The 20510-nt window shown below is 65.7% G+C and carries 15 protein-coding genes; 13 read left to right on the top strand and 2 right to left on the bottom strand.

All coding sequences use genetic code 11. The annotated features are described in order from the left end of the window. Positions 1-41 precede the first annotated feature (41 nt). Both CLU91_RS08205 and CLU91_RS08200 read left to right on the top strand, forming a co-directional pair. Positions 42-1148 carry an alpha/beta hydrolase gene (locus tag CLU91_RS08205; RefSeq protein WP_232730674.1) on the top strand — a complete coding sequence of 369 codons (1107 nt, stop codon included), beginning with the start codon at positions 42-44 and terminating at the stop codon, positions 1146-1148. Beyond that, positions 1145-2350, top strand: a complete 1206-nt coding sequence (locus CLU91_RS08200) for an MFS transporter (protein ID WP_232730673.1) — start codon at positions 1145-1147, stop codon at positions 2348-2350. The genes CLU91_RS08205 and CLU91_RS08200 overlap by 4 nt, the downstream gene beginning before the upstream one ends. Before the next feature lie 15 nt (positions 2351-2365). Here the strand turns inward: CLU91_RS08200 and CLU91_RS08195 are convergent, their stop codons facing one another. Further along, positions 2366-3259 (bottom strand): EamA family transporter, encoded by an 894-nt coding sequence (locus CLU91_RS08195; protein ID WP_100873765.1) that lies wholly within the window; start codon positions 3257-3259, stop codon positions 2366-2368. 77 nt (positions 3260-3336) lie between these two features. Between CLU91_RS08195 and CLU91_RS08190 the strand changes: the two genes are divergently transcribed. Both CLU91_RS08190 and CLU91_RS08185 read left to right on the top strand, forming a co-directional pair. Then, positions 3337-3825 (top strand): Lrp/AsnC family transcriptional regulator, encoded by a 489-nt coding sequence (locus tag CLU91_RS08190; protein ID WP_100873764.1) that lies wholly within the window; start codon positions 3337-3339, stop codon positions 3823-3825. Between the two features lie 127 nt (positions 3826-3952). Beyond that, entirely contained in the window at positions 3953-4336 is a 384-nt protein-coding gene (locus CLU91_RS08185) for a glutaredoxin (RefSeq protein ID WP_100873763.1), read from the top strand. 8 nt (positions 4337-4344) lie between these two features. Here the strand turns inward: CLU91_RS08185 and CLU91_RS08180 are convergent, their stop codons facing one another. After that, on the bottom strand, positions 4345-4581 hold the full coding sequence (locus tag CLU91_RS08180; RefSeq protein WP_100873762.1) for a DUF3820 family protein: 237 nt from the start codon (positions 4579-4581) through the stop codon (positions 4345-4347). A gap of 257 nt (positions 4582-4838) precedes the next feature. Between CLU91_RS08180 and CLU91_RS08175 the strand changes: the two genes are divergently transcribed. From CLU91_RS08175 to CLU91_RS08135, 9 genes are all read left to right on the top strand, one after another. Continuing rightward, on the top strand, positions 4839-6056 hold the full coding sequence (locus tag CLU91_RS08175; RefSeq protein WP_100873761.1) for a YeeE/YedE family protein: 1218 nt from the start codon (positions 4839-4841) through the stop codon (positions 6054-6056). A 47-nt stretch (positions 6057-6103) separates the two neighbouring features. Beyond that, on the top strand, positions 6104-6742 hold the full coding sequence (locus CLU91_RS08170) for an SMI1/KNR4 family protein (protein ID WP_100873760.1): 639 nt from the start codon (positions 6104-6106) through the stop codon (positions 6740-6742). A 98-nt stretch (positions 6743-6840) separates the two neighbouring features. After that, entirely contained in the window at positions 6841-8319 is a 1479-nt protein-coding gene (locus tag CLU91_RS08165) for a sodium:solute symporter (RefSeq protein WP_100873759.1), read from the top strand. Positions 8320-8382: 63 nt separating this feature from the next. Further along, complete coding sequence (gene sppA, locus CLU91_RS08160) at positions 8383-10257, top strand: signal peptide peptidase SppA (protein ID WP_100873758.1); 1875 nt, start codon at positions 8383-8385, stop codon at positions 10255-10257. Positions 10258-10323: 66 nt separating this feature from the next. After that, positions 10324-10863: a GNAT family N-acetyltransferase gene (locus CLU91_RS08155; RefSeq protein ID WP_100873757.1), complete on the top strand. Its 540-nt coding sequence runs from the start codon at positions 10324-10326 to the stop codon at positions 10861-10863. 409 nt (positions 10864-11272) lie between these two features. Further along, a complete protein-coding gene (locus CLU91_RS08150; RefSeq protein WP_100873756.1) occupies positions 11273-12646 on the top strand; it encodes an efflux RND transporter periplasmic adaptor subunit in 1374 nt (457 codons plus the stop codon). After that, a complete protein-coding gene (locus tag CLU91_RS08145; protein WP_100873755.1) occupies positions 12643-15762 on the top strand; it encodes an efflux RND transporter permease subunit in 3120 nt (1039 codons plus the stop codon). The genes CLU91_RS08150 and CLU91_RS08145 overlap by 4 nt, the downstream gene beginning before the upstream one ends. Further along, entirely contained in the window at positions 15759-18998 is a 3240-nt protein-coding gene (locus tag CLU91_RS08140; protein WP_100873754.1) for an efflux RND transporter permease subunit, read from the top strand. Before CLU91_RS08145 ends, CLU91_RS08140 begins: the two co-directional genes overlap by 4 nt. Next, complete coding sequence (locus tag CLU91_RS08135) at positions 18995-20419, top strand: efflux transporter outer membrane subunit (protein WP_100873753.1); 1425 nt, start codon at positions 18995-18997, stop codon at positions 20417-20419. Before CLU91_RS08140 ends, CLU91_RS08135 begins: the two co-directional genes overlap by 4 nt. Positions 20420-20510 lie beyond the last annotated feature (91 nt).

The raw sequence follows: 20510 nt of genomic DNA, 5'->3' as shown, positions 1-20510 counted from the left end.
CTGCGTCAAGATGGTGCCCTGACTTTTAAAGGAGCATGGGCATGAAGACAACACGCATGAAAACGACCGCTGGCCGCCGCGAATTCGTCAAGGCCGCCGGCACGGGCATGGCGGCACTGGGCGTCCTGTCCGTCCTGGGCGCACCCATTTTCGCCGCCGCCGCGCCGGCCTTGCCAGCCATGCCCGATGGCGCCGACAATTTCTACCAGAGCCGCAAGGTGACGGTGCAGCCGGTGCGCTTCCACAACCAGTACCGGATGACGGTTGCCGGCAATCTGTTCCTGCCGGCGCAGCTGGACCCCGCTCGCCGGCACGCCGCCATCATCGTTGGCCACCCGATGGGCGCAGTCAAGGAGCAAAGCGCGAACCTGTATGCGACCAAAATGGCCGAGCAGGGCTTCGTCACCCTGTCGCTGGATCTGTCGTTCTGGGGCGACAGCGAAGGGCAGCCGCGCAACGCCGTCTCGCCCGATATCTACGCCGAGGATTTCAGCGCGGCCGTCGATTTTCTCGGCGCACAAGCCTTGGTCGACAGCGAACGCATCGCCGCCATCGGCATTTGCGGCAGCGGCAGCTTTGTCATCAGCGCGGCCAAGATCGACCCGCGAATCAAGGCCGTCGCCACGGTGAGCATGTACGACATGGGCAGCGCCAGCCGCCACGGCTTGCGCCAGTCGCAAACGCTGGCGCAGCGCCAGGTCTATATCGCCGCGGCCGCGCGCCAGCGCCAGGTGGAGTTTGCCGGCGGCGCCACCGCGTACACGAGCGGCACCTTGCCCGAGCTGAGCGCCAACCCCAGTGCCATCGAGCGCGAATTCCACGACTTTTACCGCACGCCGCGCGGCGCCTACGTCCCGGCCGGCCAGCTGCCCGAGCGCGCCACCCGTCCCACCTTGAGCAGCAATGTCAAGTTCATGAATTTCTATCCCTTCATGGATATCGAGACGATCTCGCCCCGTCCGCTGCTGTTCATCACGGGCGACCAGGCGCACTCGAAGGAGTTCAGCGAAGATGCCTACCGGCGCGCCGCCGAGCCGAAGGAACTGCACTACGTTGCCGGCGCCGGCCACGTCGACCTGTATGACCGCGTGACCCTGATCCCATGGAACAAGCTGGCGTCGTTCTTCCAGCGCGCCCTGGCGGCATGAGCGCGGTCCGCAGCGAGGCGGCGGCGCCCGCGTTCTGGGGCGGCATCTTTGCCATGACCCTGTGCGTGTTCACCCTGATCGCTTCCGAATTCATGCCCGTCAGCCTGCTCACGCCGATGGCGGCGGACTTGCGCGTCAGCGAAGGCCTGGCCGGCTATGGCATCGCCATCTCGGGCGCCTTTGCCGTGCTGGCCAGCCTGTCCATCGCTACCCTGGCGGCAGCGATGAACCGCAAGACCTTGCTGCTGCTGTTGACGGGCCTGATGTGCGCGTCCGCGCTGGTGGTGGGACTGGCGACGAACTATGCGATGTACATGGCTGGGCGCGCGCTGATCGGCGTGGTGGTGGGGGGATTCTGGTCGATGTCGGTGGCCGTGGCCATGCGCCTCGTGCCCAGCGATAGCGTGCCCAGGGCGCTGGCCATCTTCAATGGCGGCAATGCGCTGGCGACCGTGGTGGCCGCGCCGCTGGGCAGTTATCTGGGTGCCAGCATCGGCTGGCGCGGCGCCTTCCTGTGCCTGGCGCCGGTGGCGCTGCTGGCGCTGGCCTGGCAGTGGCGCAGCCTGCCATCGATGCCAGCGCCGTCTCGTTCGCTGCGTTCGGCGCATTCGGCCCGCTTCGGCCAGCTCTTGCGCCTGCTAAAACGCCGCCAGGTGGCACTCGGCATGCTGGCCGTCGGCGCGTTTTTCATGGGGCAGTTCGTGCTGTTTACCTATGTGCGGCCGTTCCTGGAAAACGTCACGCGCGTCGGCGTGCCCACCTTGTCGATGCTGCTGCTGGCGATCGGCGTGGCCGGCTTCATCGGCACGGCGCTGATCGGCGTCGTGCTGCGGCGCGGCCTGTACCGCACGCTCGTCGCCATTCCCTTGCTGATGGCGGCCATCGCGCTGGCCCTGCTGGCGTTCGGCGACGAGCTGACGCCCGTCTTTGTGCTGCTGGGCTTGTGGGGATTGCTGGCGACGGCCGCGCCCACGGGCTGGTGGTCGTGGCTGGCGCAGACCTTGCCTGATGATGCCGAAGCCGGTGGCGGCCTGATGGTGGCCGTCGTCCAGCTGTGCATCGGCTTCGGTTCCACCGTGGGCGGCATGCTGCTCGACGGCTACGGTTTTCGCGCCACCTTCACGGCCAGCGCCGCGCTGCTCGTGCTGGCGGCGCTGCTGGCCCTGTGGACTTCCCGCTTGCACGGGTCGCAGACAAGGTGAGCCGTGCGTGCTGGCTCATGAGTGCAGGGCGCACTGGCTGGACGGCGGTTTCTTCATGCGCTGCGCCATGTACGAACTGCCCATCGACGCGGCCATGATCATGGCAATCGCCAGCCATTGCCCGGCACCGAGGCGCTCATCGAGCAGGAGGTAGGCCAGCATGGCGGCCACGGCCGGTTCCATGCTGCTCATGATGCCGAACGCTTGCGGCGTCAGCCGCTTCAGGGCCACCATTTCCAGCGAAATCGGGATGGCGCTGGAAATGAGCGCCACGCCCAGCCCCACGGCCAGCACGACGGGCGAGAGCAGGGCGGCGCCGCTGTGCATCACGCCCACGGGCACGACCACCAGCGCGGCCATCGCCAGGCCCAGCGACACGGAATGGCCCGCATGCAGATGGCTGGCGCGCTTGCCGAAGACGATGTACGAAGCCCAGCAGACGGCCGCGCCCAGGGCGAACAGCACGCCCGTGGGATCGAGCTTGCTGACGTCGTGGCCCAGCGGCAGCAGCAGCGCCAGTCCCGCCACGGCCAGGGCCACCCAGACGAAGTCGAGCGGGCGGCGCGAAGCCAGCAGGGCCACGGCCAGCGGGCCGGAGAATTCGATCGCCACGGCGATGCCGAACGGAATCGTGCGCAGCGCCATATAAAAACACAGATTGGTCAAGCCCAGCGCGCCGCCGTACAGGGCCACCGTGCGCAGGTCGGCGCGGCTCAGCTGCCAGCGCCAAGGGCGCCAGAACAGCAACAGCAGCAGGGCGGAAAAGCCCACGCGCACGGCCGTCGTGCCCTGTGCGCCGACGAGCGGGAACAGGCTGTGCTTGGCCCACGAGGTGCCCAGTCCCAGGCAGGTGACAGAGCCGAGGATGGCGAGCAGGGGAATCAGCGAGGAATAGCGGCGTAATGGCATGGTGATAAAAGGCTTGATATCGGAATAGTGAAAGTTTATTGTGTCTGCTCCGAGTTTTGTACTGCATTTTGACCCTCATGACGCAACTTTCGCTCACGCCTTCCCCCGACCTCGATGCCTTCGACCTGGCGATCCTCGACATTTTGCAGCGCGATAACACGACGTCGCAGCGCGAAATCGCCCAGGCCGTGCATTTGTCCGCGCCGGCCGTGCAGCGGCGCATCCGCCGCCTGCGCGAAAGCGGCGTGATCCGTCAGGAAGTGGCCGTGCTCGACGCCAGCCGCCTGGGCCGCCCCTTGATACTCACGGTGGAAGTGCATCTGCACGACGAGCACCCGCAGCGCACGGCCGGCATGCGCGCGCGCATCATGGCCGAGCCCGCCATTCAGCAGTGCTATGGGATTACGGGCGAGGCCGATTACCTGCTGGTGATCACGGCCAGCAGCATGGCCGAGTATGAGGCGCTGACGGAGCGGTTGTTCGGCGGCGACGACAATATCCGCCGCTACCGCACCTCGGTGGCCTTGACCTGCCTCAAAATGGGCTTGCACGTGCCGCTGGGATAGAGTGATCGGCGCTGCAGGGCTATCTGTCCCGCGCGCCCGTGTCGCCCACGCCGACCTGTGCGCGTGGCACAAGTGCGTGTCACAATGCGTGACCCGCACGCCACGTGCCACTCATCCCAGGACTTTCATGACCCGCGCCATCCTCGACGAAGCCCAGATCCATCCCGCCGCCCGCCCTTTGATCGGCAGCAAGCACCAGGACATCGTGCGCGAAGTGCAGGCGGCCATCGCCGCGCACCAGGTGGTGGTGGTCGGCATGGCGCTCAATCCGTTCCCGCGCAAGGCGCGCAAGATCCTCGACGTGCTGGGCACGCCCTACCAGTACTTGCAGTACGGCAGTTATCTGAACCAGTGGCACCGCCGCAATGCCTTGAAAATGTGGACGGGCTGGCCCACGTTCCCCATGGTCTTTATCAATGGCGTGCTGATCGGTGGCGCCAGTGAGCTGCAAAAACTGGTGGAAAATGGCGAGTTCAGCGCCATGCTGGCGAAGAAGGTGCGCCAGTTTTAAGACCCGCCTTACTCTCCCGGCCGCCACTGCGATTTGCGCGTGCGCAAGGGGTCGAGCAAGCCGCGCAGATCGTTGTGGTCGAGCTCGTACATCAGCGCGATTAAACTGCCCAGTTCGCCCGAGGGGAAGCCCTCGCGCGCGAACCAGCCCAGGTAGTGTCCCGGCAAATCGGCCAGCAAGCGCCCCTGATATTTCCCATATGGCATTTCGCGCGTGAGCAGCAGCGCCAGTTTTTCTGAATTCATGGTGGTGACCCCGTGTTGGTGCGGCCAGTGTAGCAGACCATTGCATTGTTGATTTTTTCGCAAATATCTTCTTCCCATGGAGGTATTTTTCGTCATAAAGAAACCCCGATACTGCATGCCAACATCATTGATCGGAGTTTGCCCTGCCCATTGCCTTGCTCGCGCTGACCCAAGTCGATGCATGCGGTGGGGCATTAAGCCAGCCTGATCTGCCAGGGTTTACAATAGTGCTTACCTTTCTCTGGCCCATACTCCCCATGTCCGATACAGCAACGTCACCGCTGCGCCTGCGCGCCGCCATCAACCCGAAACCGCTGGGCGTCGCGCTGGTGCTCATCGTGCTCGGCGCCTGGTATCTGGCGCAAACCGTCGGCGCCACGCTGTCCGCGCTGTACGTGGTGGGCGCCTTGCTCGGCGTCACCCTGTATCACGCGGCCTTCGGCTTTACGTCCGCCTGGCGCGTTTTCATCGCCGATGGCCGCGGCGACGGCTTGCGCGCGCAAATGCTGATGCTGGCCGTCGGCGTGGCGCTGTTCTTCCCTGCGCTGTCGGCCGGTACTCTGTTCGGCACGCCCGTCGCGGGCCTGGTGTCTCCCGCCGGCACTTCCGTCATCGTCGGCGCCTTCATCTTCGGCATCGGCATGCAGCTGGGCGGCGGCTGCGCGTCCGGCACCCTGTACACGGTGGGCGGGGGCAGCACGCGCATGCTCATCACCCTGGCCGCCTTCATCGTCGGCTCCGTGATCGGCACGGCGCACATGCCGTTCTGGACGGCGCTGCCGCAGCTCCAGCCGATTTCTCTCGTCACGACCCTGGGCCTGGTGCCTGCGCTGGCCCTGAACTGGCTCGTTTTCGCCTTGATCGCCGGCCTCACGGTTTTCGTTGAAAAGCGCCGCCATGGCAAGCTTGTCGCGACGCCGCTGCGCCCGGCGCTGTCGTCGCCCTGGCTGCACGGCCCGTGGCCGCTGGTGGCGGGCGCCGTCGCCCTCGTTGTGCTGAACTTCGCCACCCTGGCGCTGTCGGGCAAGCCGTGGGGTGTGACGTCCGCGTTTGCCCTGTGGGGCGCGAAAGCGGCGTCCGTGGTCGGCATCGACACGGCCAGCTGGGCCTACTGGTCAACCAAGGCGAATGCGGCCGCGCTGGCGGCGCCGTTGACGCAAGACAAGACTTCCGTGATGGACATCGGCATCGTGCTCGGCGCCATGCTGGCGGCGGCGCTGGCCGGCCGCTATGCACCCGTGTGGCGCATCCCGCGCCGCTCGATCATCGCCGCCGTCGTCGGCGGCTTGCTGCTCGGCTACGGCGCGCGCCTGGCCTACGGCTGCAATATCGGCGCGTATTTCAGCGGCATCGTCTCGGGCAGCTTGCACGGCTGGCTGTGGCTGGTCTGCGCTTTCCTGGGCAACGTCATTGGCACGCGTTTGCGTCCGTGGTTCGGCCTGGAAGTGGAGAAAGTCAAGCCGAGCGGCTGTTGAGTTGTCCACCGTCAATGACCGTACCGAAAACTAATGGAGTAATGTACATGGATGTCGAATACCAAGCGTTTTTACACGCGTTTCCACCGGCGCAGCGCGTGAGCGCCGATGCCGGCAAGCTGGCCGCCTTTACGGAGCACGTACTGGGCGTGGCCTTGCCCGACGACCTCGCGGCATTCCTGCGGCAGGTGGGCGGCGGCTATTTCGGCCGCAACGATCTGTATTTTTTTGGTGACGGTGCAACGCCGGCACCGCGCGATTGCCTGCAGGAGTGGAACCGTCAAGATTTCTGGACGGAGATTTTCCCGTGCCCGGCCGAGGGCGGTCCCGTGTTCTTTGCCGAGACCTGTTTTGGCGATCAGCTCGGCTACCGCCACGATGGCGACAGCGTGCTCTATTTGCTGTTCGCCATCGATACCTTCGAATCGTTTGTGCTTGCGCATAGCGCACAGGAACTGTTTGCACAGGTGCTGACCGAGCGCTTTGCCTTGGTCGATGCGCGGCGCCTGCAGGCCGTGGAAAGCCAGCTTGGCCCATTGCGCCATGGCATGCATTATGCGCCGCTGGTGAGCCCGTTGCTGGGCGGCAGCGGCGCGGTGGACAATTTCTGCCAGGAAACGCCGAATGTGCACTTCAGAACGGCGCTGGCCGCGCTGCATGCCGCGCGGCGCGCCTCGGGCGGCTAGCGTGGCGGCTGGTTGGGGGCGCTTTTAGCCGTCTCCAGCAACGGGCGCGGCAATCCGGTGTATATTGCCGCCCACCTTAGCTCAGTGCCGTATCTGCCATGTCCCCAGCCATCCTGTTTGCCGTCGTCCTCGCGTATTTCCTGATCCTGCTGGGCGTGGCATGGCGCACTTCGCGCCATGCGACCAATGACAGTTTTTTCATCGGCAACAAAGACAGCAACTGGATGCTGGTGGCCTTCGGCATGGTGGGCACGACGCTTACGGGCGTGACCTTCATCAGCGTGCCCGGCGCCGTGGGCAGCAACGGTTTCGGCTACATCCAGCTGATGATCGGCTATGTACTCGGTTACCTGGCCATCACCTTCATCTTGCTGCCGCTGTACTACCGGCTGCAGCTGACCTCGATTTACCGTTTTCTGGAACTGCGTCTGGGACGGCGCTCCTACCAGAGCGGGGCGGCGTTTTTCATCGTCTCGCGGCTGCTGGGCGCCACGGCGCGGCTGTATCTGGTGGTCAATATCTTGCAAGCGACCATCCTCGACAGCCTGAGCGTGCCGTTCTGGCTGACGTCGTGCGCCGTGCTGCTGCTGATCCTGCTCTACACGTATGAAGGCGGCGTCAAAACCATCGTCTGGACCGATACCCTGCAAACGGCGTGCATGCTGGCCGGTCTCGTCATCTGCAGCGTGTTTTTATTGCGCGCAATGGACCTGTCCCTCGTCGACAGCCTGGAGCGCATGCGCGCGCAGGGCCTCACGCGCATCTTCACCACGGACCCCGACAGCCCTGCCTATGTCTGGAAGCACATTCTTGCCGGCATGTTCATTACCATCGCCATGACGGGCATGGACCAGGAAATGATGCAAAAGAACATTTCCGTGCGGACCTTGCGCGACTCGCAAAAGAACATGCTCAGCCTGACCGTGGTACTGACGGGCGTGCTGCTGCTGTTCCTGTTCCTCGGCGGCTTGCTGCACCTGTACGCGCCGCAGGCGGGCGTGACGGCCACGGGGGATAAACTCTTCCCCGCCGTCGTGCTCGGGCACTTCCCGGCCGCGGTGCAGCTGATCTTTTTCATCGCCCTCATTTCCGCCCTGTTTCCCAGCGTGGACGGGGCGCTCACTGCCCTGACGTCCACGTTTTGCATCGACATTTTGGGCGTGCAGCGCAGGCCGGATTTGAGCGCGGCCGCGCAGATGCGCTGGCGCCGCCGCGTGCACCTGGGGTTTGCCGCATTGTTTTTGATCCTGATCATGGCCTTCAAGTGGCTCGACGATCCCAGCATGATAGGCGTGATCCTGAAGCTGGCCAGCTATACCTATGGTCCGCTGCTGGGCTTGTTCGCCTTCGGCCTGCTGAGCCAGCGCGGCGTGCGCGACCGCTGGGTGCCGCTGGTGGCCGTGGCGGGGCCACTGCTGTGCGCGCTGGTCGAGCAGGAGCAGGCGCGGCTGTTCGAACATTACCGCATCGGCCTGGAGTTGCTGATCCTGAATGGCGCCCTGGTGCTGGGCGGCCTGTTCCTCATTTCCACACCGGCAGGGCAGGGCGGCCAAGGCGCGGCACACTTGTCAAAATAAGACGATTCAGCCCGTTTTCAGTTATATTGATTTCCTTTCGGTACATAACCCCACGGAGCATCAATGTCACTCAACCCCTTCCCGCCGCTGCGCCGCGGCTTTGGCGCATTCTGGCGCGCGCTGGACGCCACCCGCCGCGCGGTCATCAACCTGATTTTCCTGCTGATCGTCATCGCCATCCTGATCGCCATCTTTGGCGGCGGCGCCAAGCCCCTAGCGGAAAAGACCACGCTGGTGCTGGACTTGCAGGGCCCGCTGGTTGAGGAAACCCCGGGCGGCGTGCGCGAGGCGGTGCTGGCCAATGTCAGCGGCGAAGTCAAGAAAAACGTGCAGTTGCGCGACGTGCTGGCGGTGCTCGACACGGCGTCCAAGGACAAGAACATCGGCTCCATGGTGATCCTGCTCGACGAGCTGCAGGGCGGCGGCCTGGCGTCGCTGCGCGAAGTGGCGGCTGGCGTGGAACGCTTCCGCGCCACGGGCAAGAAAGTGACGGCCTGGGGTTCGAGCTACAACCAGCGCCAGTACCTGGTGGCGGCCAAGGCCGACGAGGTGTTCCTGCACCCGATGGGCGGCGTCATGCTGGAAGGCTTTGGCCGCTACCGCAATTACTACCGCGACGCGCTCGACAAAGTGGGCGTGACGGTGAACCTGCTGAAAGTGGGCACGTACAAGAGCGCGGCCGAGCCGTTCATCGCCAACGGCCCGTCCGAAGCGGCGGCCGAAGCGGACCGCTACCTGAACAACGGCCTGTGGACCACCTACACCACCGACGTGGAAAAATCGCGCAAGCTGCCGGCCGGCGCCATCATGCAAACGATCGATAACCTGCCCGCCATGATGACGGCCGCCGGTGGCGATATTGCCAAGCTGTCGCTCAATGGCAAGCTGGTCGACGGCCTGAAAACGCGCGATGAACTGCGCCAGTTCATGATGGCGCGCGGCGCCAAAAATACGGAAGGCACGAACTTCCGCCAGATCAATTACACGGACTACCTGGCGCGCCTGCGCCCCGTGCATATCGGCGACGCCGTCGGCGTGGTCATCGCCTCCGGTGAAATCGGCGACGGCATCGCGGCACCGGGTTCCATCGGCGGCCTGTCCACCTCGCGCCTGATCCGCCAGGCACGCGAAGACAAATCGATCAAGGCCATCGTGCTGCGCGTCGATTCGCCGGGCGGCAGCGCCTTCGGCTCGGAACTGATCCGCCGCGAACTGGAACTGACGCGCGCCGCCGGCAAGCCGGTGGTCGTCTCGATGGGCAACGTGGCCGCTTCCGGCGGCTACTGGATCAGCACCTCGTCCGATGAAGTGATCGCCGACGCGGCCACCATCACCGGTTCCATCGGCGTGTTCGCGATTTTGCCGACGGCCGACAAGGTGGTGGAAAAGCTGGGCATCCACACGGCCGGTTCGCCGACCACCTGGCTGGCCGACGCGGGCAACCCATTGCGTCCGCTCGACCCGCGCTTCGCGCAAGTGATTCAGGGCTCGATCAACCACGTGTATGGCGACTTCCTGAACCTGGCCGCCAAGGCGCGCAAGACCACGCCGGAAAAGATTGATGAAGTGGCGCAGGGCCGCGTCTGGACGGGCTTGCAGGCGAAAGAGCGCAACCTGGTCGACCGCATCGGCAGCTATGGCGATGCGCTGGCTTCGGCCGCCAGGCGCGCCAAGCTGGGCAGCGATTACCGCGTGACGTACCTGGAGCAGGAAACGTCGAACGTGGACCGGCTGATCGGCATGTTCGGCTCCAAGGCCATGGCCTCGCTGGGCCTGGGCGAGCACGTGAAGCTGGGCCTGGCCACGACGGGCTTGCCGGCCGACGCGGCGCTGGGCATGGCGCAGGATCTCTCCTGGCTGTCGGGCATCACGCGCGAACACAAACCGTTCATGGCCCTCACGCACTGCCTGTGCGAGGTGCCTTTGGGCGGCAAGTAAGGTAAAGCGGCCGGGGTCGGACCCGACGGGTCCGACCCCATACTGAAGCACAGCATGGCAAGCGACATGAGCACACACACCGACAACGCGATCACCATCCGCCCCTGCGCCAAAGGCGACGAAGCAGCGCTGGCGCTGGTGGGGCAAGCCACTTTTCTTGAAGCGTTCGCTGGCATCCTCGACGGCGCCGACGTCATCGCCCATTGCCAGCGCCAGCACGACGTGCAGCTGTACCGCGACTGGCTGGCGCTGCCGGCCATGCGCTTGTGGCTGGCCGAAGCCACGCCCGGCGGCGCACCCGTCGGCTACCTGGTGCTCAGTCCCGCCAGCCTGCCGGTGGCGGACCCGCATCCGCAAGACCTGGAAATCAAGCGCATCTACCTGCTGCACCGCTTCCAGGGCCTGCGCGTGGGCCAGCGTTTGATGCAGGCGGCGCTCGATCAGGCACGCGCCGGCGGGGCAGGGCGCGTGCTGCTGGGCGTGTACGCGGAAAACCACGATGCGCTGGCGTTCTATGCGCGCTGCGGCTTTGCACAGCTGGGCCGGCGCACCTTCCGCGTGGGCCGCACCGATTACCAGGATGTCATCCTCGGCATGACCTTGTAAGCGCAAACGGCCCGCGTGGCGCCAGGTCAAGGCCGATGGCGGGAGATTTGTAGCGAGTTTGTATCTGCATGCGAGTCACCCGCGCGCCGCTGGCGCCGGGGCGCGAGGCTCCGCAAGCCTGATTTTTCCAGCGTTCCCTCACGGCGCAGGCACGCCAGCCGGTCCTCCTGATCTTCCCATCCCAGCCTGGCTGTGTGTAATTGTTTCAAGCAGAAATGAAACAGATACATGACTATGCTAGAGTCGTTTCACCTTGGGGAACGATGTTTTTTCAGCTGATTTTCAGCTCTTGACTCCCTGACGCTTTGTAGCTCATTCAACCCCGAAAAACGGTCGTCCGGCCTGAGTGTGTCCCACCTCGGCCGGCGCCACAGACTCGCCGTGCCAGCGGCATATACAAGGATAAGCGATGGATTCGCAGACAACACCCAATACCCCACGGCGCAGCCGCCGTTCGAAAATCGTCGGCACGGTCATCGCGCTGGCCGTGATGGCGGCGCTGGGGAGCGGTGCCTGGTACCTGACCCACTCGGGCGCCAGCGCCCAGGGCGGCCCCGGCATGGGCGGCCCAGGCGGGCCCGGTGGCCCGGGCGGGCGCCGCGGCGGCCCTTCGACCACCGTCGGCGTGGCCACGGCCGTCAAGTCCGACCTGCCCGTGGTGCTCGATGCGCTGGGCACGGTGACGGCCGCATCCACCGTGACGGTGCGCCCGCAAGTGTCGGGTATTTTGAAAGAGCTGAAATTCAAGGAAGGCGGCATGGTCAAGGCGGGCCAGGTGGTGGCGCAGATCGACCCGGCCCAGTTCGAGATGGCGCTGATGCAGGCCACGGGCCAGCGCCAGCGCGATGAAGCGCAGCTGGAAAACGCGCGCCTGACCCTGAAACGCTATCAAACCCTGCTGGGCCAGGATTCCATCGCGCGCCAGGATGTCGATACGCAGGCCGCATTGGTGAAACAGCTGGAAGGCACCGTCATGACGGACCGCGCCGCCGAAGGCACGGCCAGACTGAACCTCGGTTATACGAAAGTGGTGTCGCCGATCAGTGGCCGCGCAGGCCTGAAGGTGGTCGATATCGGCAATCTGGTCAGCACCAGCGACGCGGGCGGCGTGGTGGTGGTGACGCAGCTGTCGCCCATCGACGTGCAGTTTTCCGTGCCGCAGGATAAAGTGCAGACCATCCAGGAGCGCCTGAATGCCGGTTCGGCCCTGGCGGCGCTGGCGCTGGACCGCACGCGCACGCATACGCTGGACCAGGGCAGCTTGAGCGCGCTGGACAACCAGGTCGACGTGCAGACGGGTACCGTGCGCGCCAAGGCCCGCTACGCGAATGACAAGATGGCGCTGTTCCCCAGCCAGTTCGTCAACGTGCGCCTGGAACTGGGCAACATCACGGGCGCCGTGCTGGTGCCCGTGACGGCCCTGCGCCACAGTAACAACGGCGACTTCGTGTATGTGCTGAAAGCGGATAAAACCGTCACCGTGCGCATGGTCACGCGGGGCCAGGCCACCACCGACATGGTGGAAATCCGCGCCGGCCTGGAAGCGGGCGAGCAAGTCATCACGGAAGGCGCCGACCGCCTGAAGGAAGGCGCGAAAGTCACGCTGGCGGGCGACAAGCCGGCCGGCGCGCGCGGTGCAGGCGCCGGTGGCGCCGGAGCGAATGGCGAACGCCGCCACCGCCGCCAGCCGGCTGACGGCGCGGCCAGTGCTTCGGCCTCGGCTTCCGCATCCGCGCCAGCCGCAGTGCCAGCTACCGCGCCAGCGAAGGGCGCAGCGCAATGAGTCCATCGACGCCATTCATCCAGCGCCCCGTCGCCACGGCGCTGCTGATGCTGGCCATCGTGCTGGCGGGGCTGGTCGGCTTCAAGTTCCTGCCGCTGGCCGCCTTGCCACAGGTGGACTTCCCCACCATCCAGGTGCAGACCCTGTACCCGGGCGCCAGCCCGGAAGTCATGGGGCAGACCGTCACGGCGCCGCTGGAGCGCCAGTTCGGACAGATGTCGGGCCTGCAGCGCATGAGTTCCACCAGCGCGGCCGGCGTCTCCCTCATCACCCTGCAATTCACGCTCGGCCAGACCCTGGACGTGGCCGAGCAGGAAGTGCAGGCGGCCATCAACGCGGGCGGCTCGCTGCTGCCGACCGACTTGCCGGCGCCGCCCGTGTACGCGAAGATCAACCCGGCCGACGCGCCCGTGCTGACCCTGGCGATTACCTCGGACACGATGCCGCTGACGCAGGTGCAAAACATCGTCAACACGCGCCTGGCGCTGAAAATCAGCCAGGTCAACGGCGTGGGCCTCGTCTCGCTGTCGGGCGGCCAGCGTCCGGCCGTGCGCATCCAGGGCGACACCAAATTGCTGGCCTCGTACGGCCTGGGCCTCGACAGCCTGCGCACGGCCATCGCGGCGGCCAACGTCAACAGCGCCAAGGGCAGTTTCGACGGCCCCACGCGTTCGTTTACCATCAATGCCAATGACCAGCTGGTGACGGCGGAAGACTACAAGCGCCTGATCATCACCTATAAAAACGGCGCGCCCGTGCGCCTGGCTGATGTGGCCAACGTCGTCGACAGCGCGGAAAACACGCGCCTGGGTGCCTGGTCGGGCAAGCAGCCAGCCATCATCCTGAACGTGCAGCGCCAGCCCGGCGCCAACGTCATCAAGACGGTCGACGCCATCAAGGCCCTGCTGCCCGACCTGCAGGCCAGCCTGCCGGCGGCCATGAAGCTCGACGTGCTGAGCGACCGCACGACGGGCATCCGCGCCTCGGTCGAACACGTGGAAATGGAACTGCTGTTGTCCGTGCTGCTGGTGGTGCTGGTGATCTTCGCCTTTTTGCACAGCATGCGCGCCACCGTGATCGCCAGCCTGTCCGTGCCGATCTCGCTGATCGGCGCCTGCGGCGTCATGTATCTGCTCGGTTACAGCCTGAACAACCTCTCCCTGATGGCCCTGACGATCGCCACGGGCTTTGTCGTCGATGACGCCATCGTCATGATCGAAAACATCGCCCGCTACATCGAGGAGGGCGAAACGCCGATGGCCGCCGCCCTGAAGGGCGCGTCGCAGATCGGCTTTACCATCATCTCGCTCACCGTGTCATTGATCGCCGTGCTGATTCCCCTGCTGTTCATGGGCGACGTGGTGGGCCGCTTGTTCCGCGAATTTGCCATGACCCTGGCCATCACGATTCTGATTTCCGCCGTGGTCTCGCTGACCCTGGTGCCGATGATGTCGGCGCGCTGGCTGAAAAGCCACGCCGATGAAAAAGTCAGCGCCACGGGCCAGCGCATCCAGGCTTTCCTCGACCGCGTCATCGTGCAGTACGACCATGCGCTCGTGTGGGTATTGAAACGCCAGGGATTGACCCTGCTCGTCGCCCTGGCCACCTTGCTGCTGACCGTTATCCTGTATGTCACCATTCCGAAAGGCCTGTTCCCCACGCAGGACACGGGGCAGCTGAAGGCGCGCATCGAAACCTCGCAAGCCGTTTCCTACGAACGCATGGCTAGCTTGCAGCAGGCCGCCGCCAGCGCGCTGCTGGAAGACCCCGCTGTCGATACCCTGAGTTCCCTCGTCGGCGTCGATGCGGCCAACAACACCATGCTGCACACGGGCAGCATGCTGATCAACCTGAAGCGTCCGCGCAGCGGCAGCCAGGACGAGATCATGGAGCGCCTGCGCAACCGCGTGGCCAAGGTGGCCGGCGTGACCCTGTATCTGCAGCCTACACAGGATCTCACCATCGATGCGGAATCGGGCCCGACGCAGTACCGCGTCTCGCTCGAAGGGGCCGACACGGCCACCGTCACCGAGTGGGCCGGCAAGCTGGCCGCGCGCATGCGTGAAAAAACGCAGCTGCGCAACGTCGTCACGGATGCGGGCGCCACGGGCGCCGCCGTCACGGTGGCGATTGACCGCGACAGCGCCGCGCGCATGTCGGTCACCACGGCAACCGTCGACGACGCGCTGTACAACGCCTTCGGCCAGCGCATCATTTCGACCATTTTCACGGAAACCAACCAGTACCGCGTGATTCTCGAAGCGCAACCGGGCATCGTCACCACGCCGGCCGACCTGTCGGAACTGCAGGTGCGCACGGGGTCCGGCAAGTCGACGCCGCTGTCCGCGTTTGCCAGCGTCAGCGAAAAACAGGCGCCGCTGCAAATCACGCACGTGGCGCAATACCCGGCCACGACGCTCGGCTTCGACACGACGCAAGACGTGGCGCTGGGCAGCGCCGTCGACGCCATCCGCCAGGCGGCGAAAGACATCGCCTTGCCGCCATCGGTGACGTTGACGTTCCTCGGCGCGGCCGGCGCGTATGAAAATTCGCTGTCGAACCAGCTGTGGCTGATTCTGGCCGCCGTCGTCTGCGTCTACATCGTGCTGGGCGTGCTGTACGAAAGCTATATCCACCCGCTGACGATCTTGTCGACCCTGCCGTCGGCCGGCGTGGGCGCCTTGCTGGCGCTGATGATCTCCGGGCAGGACCTGGGCGTGATCGGCATCATCGGCATCATCCTCCTGATCGGCATCGTGAAAAAGAACGCCATCATGATGATCGACTTCGCCATCGAGGCCGAGCGCGATGAAGGGAAAAGCCCGCAGGAAGCCATCCACCAGGCGGCGCTGCTGCGTTTCCGTCCTATTTTGATGACGACCCTGGCGGCCCTGTTCGCGGCCGTGCCGCTGATGCTGGGCTGGGGCGAGGGCGCCGAGTTGCGCCGTCCGCTGGGCCTGGCCATTTTCGGCGGCCTGATCGTCAGCCAGGTGCTGACCCTGTTTACCACGCCCGTCATCTACCTGGGCTTCGACCGCCTGGGCCAGCGCTTCGCCTCCAGAACGCGGGGCGTCAAGCTGGACAAGCCGGCCGATAACGCGGGGAGCGCCGCGTGAACTTGTCCGAACCGTTCGTCAAGCGTCCCATCGCCACCGTGCTGCTGACCATCGGCATCGCGCTGGCGGGCATCGGCGCCTTCTTCGTGCTGCCCGTCTCGCCGCTGCCGCAGGTCGACTATCCGACCATTTCCGTCAGCGCCAGCCTGCCCGGCGCCAGCCCCGCGACCATGGCCACGTCGGTGGCCACGCCGCTGGAACGGCGCCTGGGCGTGATCTCGGGCGTGAACGAGATGACGTCGTCGTCGGGCACGGGTTCGGCGCGCATCAACCTGCAGTTCGACCTGAACCGCAAGATCGATTCGGCCGCGCGCGAAGTGCAGGCGGCCATTGCCGCCGCGCGCGTGGACTTGCCGGCCACCCTGCGCAGCAACCCCACCTACCGCAAGGCCAATCCATCCGACGCGCCCGTGATCATCCTGGCGCTGACGTCAAAAACGCGCACGCCAGGCCAGATCTACGATGCCGTGTCGAACCTGGTGCAGCAGAAGGTGGCGCAAGTCAAAGGCGTGGGCGACGTGGAACTGGGCGGCGGCTCGCTGCCGGCCGTGCGCGTGGAACTGCTGCCTTACCAGCTCAATCACTACAGCGTGTCGATGGAAGACGTGCGCGCGGCCATCCAGGCGACCAACGCCAACCGTCCCAAGGGGGCGATTTCCGGCGACGCGCGCAGCCTGCAGATCTATTCGGGCGCCAGCACGGCCTCGGGCGGGCGCAGCGCGGCCGACTACCGCAGCCTGGTGGTGGCCTGGCGCGACGGCGCCGCCATCCGCCTCGATGACGTGGCCGAAGTGGTCGACGGCGTGGAAAACAACAATACCCTGGGCCTGTTCAATGGCGACCCGGCCGTCATCGTGCTGATCACGCGCCAGCCGGGCGCCAACGTCATCGCCACGGTGGACGGCGTGCGCGCGCTGCTGCCGCAACTGCAGGCGCAGCTGCCGGGCGACATCAAGCTGCAGGTGGCGTCCGACAGCACCAATTCCATCCGCTCCTCGCTGCACGAGATCGAGTTCACCTTGATCCTGTCCATCGTGCTCGTCGTGCTGGTGGTCAGCGCCTTTTTGCGCAGCGTGCGCGCCACCATCATCCCGGCCGTCGCCACCATCGTCTCGCTGTTGGGTACCTTTGGCGTCATGTACGTGCTGGGCTTCAGTTTGAACAACCTGTCCCTGATGGCGCTGACGGTGGCCACGGGCTTTGTCGTCGACGATGCCATCGTGGTGCTGGAAAACACGCAGCGCCACATCGAGGCGGGCATGGACCGCTTCAAGGCGGCCCTGCTGGGCGCGCGCGAAGTGGGCTTTACGGTGCTGTCGATCAGCCTGTCGCTGGTGGCCGTCTTTATCCCGCTGCTGTTCATGGGCGGGCAGGTGGGGCGCTTGTTCCGCGAGTTTGCCGTGACCCTGTCGGCCGCCGTGATGATTTCGCTCGTCATTTCACTGACCACCACGCCGATGATGTGCGCCTGGCTGCTGAAAAGCGGGCAGCAGCACAAGCCGCCAGGTCTTGTCGCGCGCTGGTTCGAGCGCGGCTTCGAACGCATGCTGACAGTCTACGAGCACTGCCTGGACTGGGCCTTGTCCAGCGCCGCGCTCGTGATGGCCATCCTCGTGTTCGTCGTCGGCCTGAACGTGTACCTGTTCGCGGCCGCGCCCAAGGGCTTCTTCCCGCAGCAGGACACGGGCCAGATCAATGGCGGCATGCGCGCCGACCAGAGCATCTCGTTCCAGGCCATGCAGGGTAAATTGCGCCAGCTGGTCAACATCATCAAGGACGATCCGGCCGTCGCTACCGTCGTGGGGTTTACGGGCGGCGGCAGGGCAGGCGGCGGCTTCATGTTCATCGACTTGAAACCGGCGTCGCAGCGCACGGACAAGGGCCAGGCCGTGATCGCGCGCCTGCGCCCGCAGCTGGCCAAGGTGACGGGCATTTCGCTGTTCCTCAACCCCGTGCAGGACTTGCGCATGGGCGGGCGCTCCAGCAACTCGACCTACCAGTACACCCTGATCAGCGATAACCAGGCGGACCTGAAGAAATGGGCGGCGAAACTGGCCGACCAGATGAAGCTGCAGCCGGCCCTGATCGACGTGGACACGGACCAGGCGGAAAACGGCGTGGAAACCTTTGTCAGCATCGACAAGGACCGTGCCACGCAGCTGGGCGTGCAGGTGCGCGACATCGACAATGCGCTGTACAACAGCTTCGGCCAGCGCCAGGTGGCGACCATCTACGATGAGCTGAACCAGTACCACGTGATCATGGAAGTGGCGCCGCGCTATGCGCAAAGCCCGGAAGCGCTGCGCTCCGTGTATGTGCCGGCGTCGAATGCGGCGGCCGTTGCCGCCACCGCCACGACCGCCACCACCAGCGCCGTCGCTGCGACGTCGTCCAGCACGACGGCAGCGCGCGATCCGTCCAGCGGCTCGGCCCTGTCCACGACCCTGGCGCACATGGTGCCGCTGTCGTCGTTCAGCAGCTTTGCCGAAAGCTCGACGGCGACCTCCATCAACCACCAGGGCGGCGAACTGGCCACCACCGTGTCGTTCAACCTGGCCGACGGCTATCCGCTCAGCGACGGCCAGGCGGCCGTGGCCCAGGCAGAGTCGGAAATCGGCATGCCCGTCAACGTGCGCGGCAGCTTCCAGGGTTCGGCGAAGAGCGCGCAGGACAGCAACAAGGAGCAGCCGCTGTTGATCCTGGCGGCCATCGTGGTGATCTACATCGTGCTGGGCATTTTGTACGAAAGCCTGATCCACCCGGTCACCGTGCTGTCGACCTTGCCGTCGGCAGGGGTGGGCGCCGTGCTGGCGCTGCTGCTGTTCCGCATGGAGTTTTCCATCATCGCCCTGATCGGCGTGTTCCTGTTGATCGGTATCGTCAAGAAAAATGCTATATTGATCATCGACTTCGCGCTGGAGGCCGAGCGTTCGCGCGGCCTGACAGCGGTGGAGGCGGTGCGCGAGGCATGTTTGCTGCGTTTCCGCCCCATTCTGATGACCACCCTGGCGGCGGCGCTTGGCGCCTTGCCGCTGGCGATCGGTTTCGGCGAGGGGTCGGAGCTACGCCAGCCCTTGGGGGTCGCCATCATCGGTGGCCTGATTGCCAGCCAGTTACTCACATTGCTGACCACCCCGGTGGTCTACATCCTGCTCGACAAGCTGCGCACGCGCAGCGCCGACGAGCAGCAATTGAGCCGCATTCCTGGGCCAGATAACCCGAGCACACAATCATGAAGCAAGTAAAACCTATTCCATCCGCCGTCCCCGCACGCCACCTGCTGGCATTGGCGGCGGCTGCAGTTCTCCTGGCCGGCTGCGCCGTCAGCCCCGCGTATGAGACGCCGACGGCCGCCGCGCCGCAAACGTTCAAGGAGGCGGCCGGCTGGCAGCCCGCCGTGCCGGCCGATACCCTGGAACGGGGGCCGTGGTGGACCCTGTTCGGCGACGCGCAGCTGAACCAGCTGGCCGAAGGCATCGACATATCGAACCAGAACGTGGCCGCCGCCATCGCCTCCTACGAGCAGGCGCGCGCACTGGTGCGCGAACAGCGCGCCTCGCTGTTCCCGACGGTGAACCTGACGGGCAGCGGCGCCCGCTCCGGCGGCGGGGGCGAGCAGCAGACGAACAACAATTTCAAGGCCGCCATCGGCGCCTCGTGGGAACCGGACGTGTGGGGCAAGCTGCGCGCCGGCGTGACGGGGGCCGACGCCAGCGCGGCCGCCAGCGCGGCCGACCTGGCCGCAGCGCGCCTGTCGGCGCAGGGCGAACTGGCCACCAATTACTTTTCGCTGCGCCAGAGCGATGCGCAGATCGCGCTGCTCATTGCCACCATCGACGGCTACAAGCGCGTGCTCGAGATCACCAGCAACCGCTTCAACTCCGGCATCGCCGCCAAGTCCGATCTGCTGCAGGCGCAGACGCAGCTGGCCAATGCGCAGATCGACCTGTCGAGCCAGACGCGTGCGCGCGCCCAGCTCGAACACGCGATCGCCATCCTGCTGGGCCGCGCGCCGTCCGACTTCAGCCTGGCCGTGGCGCCGTGGACCATGACCGTGCCGGAGGTGCCGCTGGGCGTGCCGTCGACCCTGCTGCAACGCCGTCCCGACATCGCGGCCGCCGAGCGCAGGGTGGCCGTTGCCAACGAGCAGATCGGCATCGCCCGCTCGGCCTATTATCCGAGCCTGAACCTGACGGGATCGTACGGTTCCGGCGCCAGCCGTGTGGGCGACCTGTTCAATGCATCGTCGAGCCTGTGGTCCTTGGGCGTGTCGGCCGCGCAAACGCTGTTCAACGCGGGCGCCACCACGGCCAGCGTGGATGCGGCCAAGGCGGGGCATGAAGCGGCCGTGGCCCGTTACCGCCAGACGGTACTCAGTGCCTTTGGCGCCGTGGAAGACCAGTTGTCGGCCACGCGCGCGCTGGCCGAGCAGCTGGCCTTGCGCCAGCAGGCGTCGTCCGCCGCCGATCAGGTCGAGCAGCAGATGCTGAACCGCTACAACGCGGGCCAGGTCGGCTACACGGATGTGGTGACGGCGCAAGTGACGGCCCTGTCGGCGCGCCGTTCGCTGGTGCAGGCGCAGGCGGACCGCCAGACGACGGCCGTGGCCCTGATCCAGTCGCTGGGCGGCGGCTGGCATGCGCCGCAGGCGCAGTAAGGGAAGTAGCAACGCGGCAGGCTGGCGCAGGTGAAATCCCTGCGCCAAATTCGCGTTTTGCCGTGCGTCTTGGATGCTAGAATGGAATATT

Origin of the sequence: Janthinobacterium sp. 64 (assembly GCF_002813325.1) — a bacterium.
GTDB lineage: Bacteria > Pseudomonadota > Gammaproteobacteria > Burkholderiales > Burkholderiaceae_D > Janthinobacterium.
Note: the sequence above shows the minus strand (reverse complement) of the source record. Positions and strands in the feature narration are given on the sequence as shown.